We start from the raw sequence: 5,447 nt of genomic DNA, 5'->3' as shown, positions 1-5,447 counted from the left end.
GCGTGTCCGAAGACCGCATCGCCTGCGGGGGCGGAGCGGGGGTTTCGGCGAGCACCGCTCGCCGCCCGCAGAGCCGGTCGGCCATGCAGGGCCGACCGTGGGACGGCTCCTACGAAAAACAGCGACGGTGTTGCCGTTCGTAGGAGCGGACCCTGTCCGCGATGCGCACGTTGCTCATGCACCATCACGTTTTCAAAGACTGGAATCGCCTGCAGGGGCAGGCTCCTACGAGAAACAGCGACGGTGTTGCCGTTCGGAGCGGACCCTGTCCGCGATGCGCGCGTTGAGCAAGCGATGTCGCGTGTCCGAAGACCGCATCGCCTGCGGGGGCAGGCTCCTACGAGAAACAGCGACAGTCTTGCCGTTCGTAGGAGCGGACCCTGTCCGCGATGCGCACGTTGAGCAAGCGATGTCGCGTGTCCGAAGACCGCATCGCCTGCGGGGGCGGAGCGGGGGTTTCGGCGAGCACCGCTCGCCGCCCGCAGAGCCGGTCGGCCATGCAGGGCCGACCGTGGGACGGCTCCTACGAAAACCCTGCCGAGCTGTGAGACACCGCTCCGAGGAGGTGTTTCGCTGAACGGAACCCGCATCCACTCACGCCAGCGTGTAGTCCGCCAGGTCCGGTTTCTTCACGGCCTTCACGTATTCGCGGGTGAAGCCGGGGAAGATGGCGATGACGCGGCCGTTTTCCATGCGGTACCAGCTGCGGCACTGGCTCCAGACCGAGCTGCCGAGGCGCTGCTGCAGGTCGCGGTTCCAGGCGTCGGCGACTTCGGGGCGCACGTCTATCCAGCGCCGGCCGCCGGTGCGCACGGCCTGCATGCAGGTGATGGCGTGCTGCACTTCGGGTTCTATATAGAGCAGCGTCGAGGTGTGGCCGGTGGCTGTGTTGGGGCCGAGCATAAGGAACATGTTGGGAAAGCCGGCCACGGTGATGCCCTGGTAGGCGGCCGGGCCGTCGGACCAGGCCTCGGCCAGCGTGCGCCCGCCGCGCCCGGTGATGCGCAGCGACGACAGCAGCTGCACGGCATCAAAGCCGGTGGCGCACACCAGGGTGTCGATCTCGCGCTCGCGACCGTCGGCCGTGACGACGCCGGTCGGGGTGATGCGGGTGATGGCGTCGGTCACCAGTTCGACATTGGGCCGGCACAGCGCGGGGTAGAAATCGTTGGAATAGATGATGCGCTTGCAACCCAGCGGGTACGGCGGCGTGAGGCGCTCGCGCAGCGCGGCGTCGGGCACCTGCTTGTCGCGGTGGCGCGCGGCGGTCATCAGCATGGACTTGCGCGCCAGCGTGCCTTCGTCGAAGCCGCGCCGGCCCAGTTCGAGCGCCTGCACCCAGGCGGCGCGCACGGCGGCGGCGTACGGCGGCAGGTGGGCGAGCAGCCGGTCGAGCACGGTGTAGCGGCGGTCGAGCCGCGGCATGACCCAGTTGGCGGTGCGCTGGAACACGTGCAGCTGCCCTGCTTCGGCGGCGACCGGCGGCACCAGTTGCGACGCGGTCGAGCCGGTGCCGATGACGGCGACGCGCTTGCCGGCCATGGCGTAGCTGTGGTCCCAGCGGGCGGAATGCAGCGTCTTGCCTCGGAAATCGGCCAGCCCGGGGATGTCGGGCCAGCGCAGCTGGCTCAGCGGGCCGGTGCTGCACACGAAAAAGCGCGCGCTCAGCGCATCACCGCGCTCGGTGGCGAACTGCCAGCGGCCGCTGGATTCGTCGAACGTGGCTTCGGCGAGCCGGGTGCCGAGCCGCATGTGTCCGATCAGGCCGTGCTTTTCGGCCACCTGCTGCATGTAGGCCTGGATTTCGGGCGCCGAGGCGAAGCGGCGCGACCAGCCGGGGTTGGGCGCGAACGAGAAGGAATAGGCCGGCGCGGGCACGTCGACATGCGCGCCGGGATAGGTGTTGTCCCACCAGGTGCCGCCGAGACCCGCCTGCTTTTCGAGGATGACAAAATCGTTGATGCCGGCGCGCTTGAGCTGCACCGCCATGCACAGGCCGGACATGCCGGCGCCGAGGATGACCACCTCGTGCCGCGTGGTGATCGGCGGCGTGGCGTGCGCCAGCGTCGCGTGCGCAAAGCGCGCGATGCGGGCGATGGCCGCGTCGGCGCTGGGCAGCGCGCCACCATGCATCTGGAACACATGCCAGCGCCGCTCGGTGATGTCGCACTCGACTTCGACGCCCGCGGCCTCGAGCGCGTCGTGCAGCGCCACCGCCTGGTCGTGTAGCAGCTCGTCGGTGCCGGCCTGGATCAGTGTCGGCGGCAGGCTGCGCAGATCGGTGTGCAGCGGCGAGGCAAGCGGCGATTCGGGCGGCGCATCACCGAGGTAGTGCGCGGCGCAGGCTGAAGCCCAGTCGGTACTGAGCATGGCTTCACCGGCGGGAATCGTGTCGGGCATGCCGGCGGGTGTCATGTCCACCCAGGGCGACAGCAGCACGAGTGCGGCCGGGCGCGGCGCGTCAGCGTCGCGCAGCGCAAGCGCCGCCGCCAGTGCCAGACCGCCGCCGGCCGAATCGCCCGCGATGACAACCGGACCCTGTTCGTTCAGCGCGCAGAAAGCCGCCACGACGTCGTCGATGGCGGCCGGAAAGCGGTGCTCGGGAGCGAGCCGGTATTCGAGCGAAAACACCGGCAGGCCGCTGGCCAGCGCGATGCGCGACGTCAGCGCCCGATGCCCATGCGCCGAGCCCACGCAGTAGGCACCGCCGTGCAGATAAAGGATGACGCCCGGGCGCACCGGCGGCGTTTCGTGCCGGCGCAGCCACTCGCCCGCCACCCCGCCGACCGTGGCCGGCTCGATCGACACCCCGGCCGGCACCAGCGTGGTACGGGCGAGCCGCGCCAGCCAGCGCCGCTGCGCATCAATCGACCAGCGCGGTGAAAACGCAGGCTTCAGCACCAGCTTCAGCGAGCCGCGAATGAGAAAGGCCGACAGCGCCTCGATGAAGCCCCGGGGTGAGTACGTCTTCCTCATGCAACACGCTCCGCCTCAGTTCGGTTGGTTCCGTGCAATCACGGCACCGCGCACCCTACCTCACTCGAGCCGATCAGCGAACATGCAGTGCACCAGCCACATGGTTGCGACACGACAGCCCGCCCCTCCGCCACGAGGCTTGCCCTTCGCAAGAGCGGACCCCGTGCGCGATGCGCACGTTGCTCATGCACCGTCACGTGTTCGAAGACCGCATCGCCTGCAGGGGCGGAGCGGGGGTTTCGGCGAGCACTGCTCGCCGCCCGCAGAGCCGGTCGGCCATGCAGGGCCGACCGTGGGACGGCTCCTACGAAAAACTGCGACGGTGTTGCCGTTCGTAGGAGCGGACCCTGTCCGCGATACGTGCGTGAATCACACGACATCGCTTGATCGGAGACCGCATCGCCTGCAGGGTCAGCACTGGATCGCCGCCCCGACGAAGACCCTTCTCTCGGGTGCCGGGGAACTTCAGAGGCTTGCGGCGGGTTTGTGGCCGCGTTCGCGTTGCGCTTCGCAGTTGATGCAGTACCGGGCGTGCGGCGCGACATCCAGCCGTTTGGCCGGGATGTCTTCGCCACAGTCCCCGCAGATGCCATAGCGGCCTTCGGCGATACGCTGCAGCGCGGCGTCGATGTCGGCAAGGCGCGCGACATCTTCTTCGACGCGCTGCATATCTATCTCGCGGTCGGACGCGCGTTGCGGCGCGTCGTCACCATCCTGCAGCAGCACTTCGCGGGCATGCTCGGCGCGCGTGAGGCCGCCGAGATATGCCTTGCGCCGTGCGCTCAGTTCGTCGTGTTCGTGACGCAGGGCTTGTTCGAGACGCTGACGTTGTGCTGCGGTCAGGGACGGGTTCATGGCGATTTCCTCCGCGGGCCAGTGGCGGCCCTCTTTATTGGGTCGGGTGACAAGCCGCTTCAGCCGCCCAGGGGGCGAGCGAGCAGCGAACGGTCGGGTACAAAGGCGAAGCGGTCGAACCGCGCACAGACCGGCGTGTTGCCGTCGCGCGAACACGAAAAGATGACCTTCGCGAGGTTAGCGGTGGTCGACGAATACAGCACAGTCTGCCACGAGCCCCACTCTGTCACACCATGGAGCCATGCGTACCCGGTACGTGCGAGCAGCCAGGCCGAACATGCCCAAGCGTGCCTGCGCTTCGCCGGGCGGGTGGTGATGGACGCGAAAGTCACCCCTTCGCGGTGTACCGGGTGTGGACCACGGTGCCCTCGGGCACATCGTCGGACAGGATCACGGTCGCCCTGGCGAACTCCAGCGGAGGGCACACCTGCGGTCCGGTAGGGCGATGACGTCCCGGCTTGATGAGACCTGCGATCTTCGGCATGACACGTCGCCATGGGATGCGAAGGCGGGTGCCTTCGGCATTTCAAGCATGGATGGCGCGCGCGAATCCGCCTTGCGTTTGATCAATGCCGCTGCGTTCATCGACCGGACCATGCCATCAACGACATTTGCATAGGTAGAATCGCGGGGCATGCTCAATTGGCAGCGCTTGCAGCGATGTCAGACATGAAGCTGACGTCGTTCAGGCGTTGCGCGATTCTCGCTTCGGTTTTTCGGAGCGGGCTTGATGTACGGCTTCAAGCGTTTTCTTCCATGAACACCGGATCGATGGCGAACGCCTCGTTGTAAAGCGTGGATTTACGATTTATGATCAATTCGTTTCGCCACAAGGGGCTTGAGGCGTTCTTCCGCAGTGGAAAGCAGGCCGGTATTCAACCGATACACGCCAGGCGACTACGCGAATTGCTGACAGCGCTGAACGCAGCGGCCGGCGCGGACGATCTGGCGCGACCATCGTGGCGACTGCACTCGCTGACGGGAAATCGGGCTGGATTTCACGCAGTGACAGTTCAAGCGAACTGGCGGCTGGTTTTTCGCTTTGATGGCCCGAACGTCGAGCTGGTGGATTACGTCGATTATCACTGAGGCTTGAACGATGGACATGCATGACCCCGCGCCGCCCGGCGAACTTCTGGCTGGATGGCTTGAAGACCTGAACATGAGCGTGACGGCGTTCGCTGCGCACCTGGAAATCAGTCGCGTGATGTTGTCGCGCATCCTGCATGGGCACGCTGCAGTGAGCGCAGACATGGATCTGCGGCTGTCGGAAGCCCTTGGAACCACGCCCGGTTACTGGCTGCGCCTGCAGGCACAGCGCGATCTGTGGGCAGCGGCGCAACGGGCGAAGGGCCGCGCGCCGGTCGCGCGCATCGCCGCATGACACACCTCGGGCACATCGCAGCCCCGGGCCATTCGTCCCCGACCGCACAAAAGAAAAAGGCCAGTCTGACGACTGGCCCATCTTTGCGACTGTCTTTGCGTTGTTGGCGCGCCCGGAGCGATTCGAACGCCCGACCCCTTGGTTCGTAGCCAAGCCGTCGGCACTTTCACCGACAATTACCAGCATGCACAAAGAGGTATAAAACGACTAAAGCAAGCCGTTTCCAGTCAGT

General features: G+C 66.7%; 5 protein-coding genes. 2 read left to right on the top strand and 3 right to left on the bottom strand.

The annotated features are described in order from the left end of the window. Positions 1–594: 594 nt before the first annotated feature. The 3 genes from Q8Q80_RS12455 to Q8Q80_RS12445 form a co-directional block, all read right to left on the bottom strand. Positions 595–2,976, bottom strand: a complete 2,382-nt coding sequence (locus Q8Q80_RS12455; RefSeq protein WP_305633217.1) for an alpha/beta hydrolase fold domain-containing protein — start codon at positions 2,974–2,976, stop codon at positions 595–597. A gap of 465 nt (positions 2,977–3,441) precedes the next feature. Next, positions 3,442–3,831, bottom strand: coding sequence for a TraR/DksA family transcriptional regulator (locus tag Q8Q80_RS12450; RefSeq protein ID WP_305633216.1), 390 nt, complete (start codon positions 3,829–3,831; stop codon positions 3,442–3,444). A gap of 328 nt (positions 3,832–4,159) precedes the next feature. After that, on the bottom strand, positions 4,160–4,315 hold the full coding sequence (locus tag Q8Q80_RS12445) for a hypothetical protein (protein WP_305633215.1): 156 nt from the start codon (positions 4,313–4,315) through the stop codon (positions 4,160–4,162). A gap of 326 nt (positions 4,316–4,641) precedes the next feature. Between Q8Q80_RS12445 and Q8Q80_RS12440 the strand changes: the two genes are divergently transcribed. Both Q8Q80_RS12440 and Q8Q80_RS12435 read left to right on the top strand, forming a co-directional pair. Further along, positions 4,642–4,920 (top strand): type II toxin-antitoxin system RelE/ParE family toxin, encoded by a 279-nt coding sequence (locus Q8Q80_RS12440; protein ID WP_305614412.1) that lies wholly within the window; start codon positions 4,642–4,644, stop codon positions 4,918–4,920. 10 nt (positions 4,921–4,930) lie between these two features. Continuing rightward, positions 4,931–5,215: a HigA family addiction module antitoxin gene (locus Q8Q80_RS12435; RefSeq protein ID WP_305614411.1), complete on the top strand. Its 285-nt coding sequence runs from the start codon at positions 4,931–4,933 to the stop codon at positions 5,213–5,215. Positions 5,216–5,447 lie beyond the last annotated feature (232 nt).

The sequence above is a fragment of the Methyloversatilis sp. genome (genome assembly GCF_030698125.1).
GTDB lineage: Bacteria > Pseudomonadota > Gammaproteobacteria > Burkholderiales > Rhodocyclaceae > Methyloversatilis.
Note: the sequence above shows the minus strand (reverse complement) of the source record. Positions and strands in the feature narration are given on the sequence as shown.